4 protein-coding genes are annotated in these 2,208 nt (G+C 60.1%); 2 read left to right on the top strand and 2 right to left on the bottom strand.

All coding sequences use genetic code 11. From position 1 onward, the window contains the following. Both EN994_RS28220 and EN994_RS28215 read left to right on the top strand, forming a co-directional pair. On the top strand, nt 1-294 hold a 294-nt coding region (locus EN994_RS28220; protein WP_206530516.1), incomplete at its 5' end, for a DNA alkylation repair protein. Nucleotides 295-331: 37 nt separating this feature from the next. After that, on the top strand, nt 332-988 hold the full coding sequence (locus tag EN994_RS28215) for a DUF3299 domain-containing protein (RefSeq protein WP_245466105.1): 657 nt from the start codon (nt 332-334) through the stop codon (nt 986-988). A 27-nt stretch (nt 989-1,015) separates the two neighbouring features. Here the strand turns inward: EN994_RS28215 and EN994_RS28210 are convergent, their stop codons facing one another. Further along, nucleotides 1,016-1,507, bottom strand: coding sequence for an Lrp/AsnC family transcriptional regulator (locus tag EN994_RS28210; protein ID WP_006205209.1), 492 nt, complete (start codon nt 1,505-1,507; stop codon nt 1,016-1,018). Nucleotides 1,508-1,615: 108 nt separating this feature from the next. Beyond that, a partial coding sequence (locus EN994_RS28205) for a uracil-DNA glycosylase family protein (protein ID WP_164746273.1) occupies nt 1,616-2,208 on the bottom strand: 593 nt, incomplete at its 5' end.

Genomic DNA, 2,208 nt, shown 5'->3' with positions numbered 1-2,208 from the left:
ATGATGGCCTTGTCTGTCGTCCACCGGAAGCAGGAGCCAGGGGCGACCTTCCTCTCCTTCCTGCCGATCATCGAAACGCACGCGAACGACAGCCGCAATTTCGTGAAGAAAGCCGTGAACTGGGCGCTTCGGTCGATCGGTAAGCGATCGATGAACATGCACGGTGCCGCCCTGGCTGTCGCCGAACGACTGGCGCAGTCGGCAGACAAGACGGCGCGCTGGATCGGCAAGGACGCCGTAAGGGAGCTGACCAATGCCAAGACGCTCGCGCGGATCGCCGCCAGGAAAGGCTGACGGCGCGCGTTCCGCCATGTCAGGATCTCGCCGACATGTGAAGTGGCTGCCGACATGTGATGCGCCTCGAGCGTTGACGTCTTTGGCAGCGGCGTCTTTACTTGAGGCTCAAAGGAAGCGGCCGATGAGCAATCCTCTAAAATCAACCCTGGCGCTCGCTGCCGCTTTGTTTGTGTCCGCTGCCGCCGATGCCTCGGCCGAGACTGCGCACATATTCTGGAAGGATCTGCGTCCGGCTACGCAATCCGCCGCCGAAAACGTCGGGCTGCCGATGATCGCGGCAAAATTGCCCGACCATGGCGAAACGCTGTCCGTCAATCTTCAGGACAAAAGCATTCAGCTAGCCGGCTACGCATTGCCGGTCGATCGCGACGGTGATCTTGTCTACCAGTTCCTGCTGGTACCCTGGACGGGTGCCTGCAGTCACATGCCGACGCCGCCGCCCAACCAGATTGTCTTGGTTACGCCGGCCCGTCCCTACAAGATGTCCGAGGCCTATCAGCCTGTAGCGGTCACCGGCGCGCTGAAGCCGGACATGGAGAAGAGCCAGCTGTTCATCCTCGACGGCGTCAGCATCATCCAGTCTGGCTACAGCGTGCGCAAGGCAGATGTGGTGAGCGTCGAGACCGTGCCGGATACGATCACGCTGCCGGTGAACTCACCCTGGAGTTTCCTCAACAAAAAGAAGAACTAAGCGGGACGACTTTATGTGACGTTCAGCTCAGGCAGCGTTGGCACCCGATTCCTTGTCCAGAACCATGTAGTCGAGCGGGATTTCGGTCGTGTACTTGATCTGCTCCATGGCGAAGGACGACGACACATCACGGATTTCGATCTTGGCGATCAGCCGTTTGTAGAAGGCGTCATAGGCCGCGATGTCGGGCACCACGACGCGCAGGAGATAATCGACGTCGCCGCTCATGCGGTAGAACTCGACCACCTCGGGAAACTCCTGGATGACTTCCGAGAAACGCCGCAGCCATTCATGGCTATGCGAATTGGTGCGGATCGACACGAAGACGGTGACGCGCACATTGACCTTTTCATGGTCGAGAATGGCAACGCGCCGCTTGATGACGCCCTCTTCCTCGAGCTTCTGGATGCGTCTCCAGCAAGGCGTCGTCGACAGCCCGACTTTCTTGGCGACATCGGCGACCGCGAGTGTCGCGTCCTCCTGCAAGAGGCGGAGAATTTTTCTATCGAGGCGATCCATATCGTGCTCCCAAGGGAATAGAATGCCTATACTCTGCCTTATCCAGGCCTTTCACAAGAAAGAAATTCTGCTGATCGGGCAAAAAGCGAGTGATTTCTTGCTGAAAGGTCAGCCGAGGCGATAGCGGATTTCCGAACGCAGAAAAGGCAGCAAATCCATTTCAAACCACGGATTCTTCTTCAGCCAGCCCGTGTTGCGCCACGAGGGATGCGGCAGCGGCAGCACTTTCGGACCGATGGAATTCTCCCAGATGGAGCGCCAGTCCATGACCGTTTCCGTCAGTGAGGGCCGGCGCGCCGCACCCATGTGCCAGGACTGCGCGTAGATACCGATCGTCAGCACCAGATCGATCCGTGGCATAGAGGCCATCAAAGGTGCGCGCCAGGCCGCCGCGCATTCGCGCCTCGGCGGCAGATCTCCCCCCTTGGCATCCTGGCCGGGAAAGCAGAAGCCCATCGGGACGATTGCGAATTTTTCGATGTCGTAGAATTCGTCGCTCGTCACGCCAAGCCAGCTGCGCAGGCGGTCGCCGGAAGCGTCGGTGAACGGCATGCCCGACAGATGCACCTTGGTGCCGGGCGCCTGGCTGGCGATCAGGATCCGGGCGGTGGATGATGGGCGCAGCACTGGTCGCGGCTCATGCGGCAACGGCTTGCCGGCCGGATTTTCCACGCAGATGCGGCAGGCGCGGACCCTGGCGA

Source organism: Mesorhizobium sp. M7A.F.Ca.CA.002.09.1.1, from assembly GCF_003998555.1.
Taxonomy (GTDB): domain Bacteria; phylum Pseudomonadota; class Alphaproteobacteria; order Rhizobiales; family Rhizobiaceae; genus Mesorhizobium; species Mesorhizobium ciceri.
This window is presented reverse-complemented; position numbering and strand designations above follow the sequence as displayed.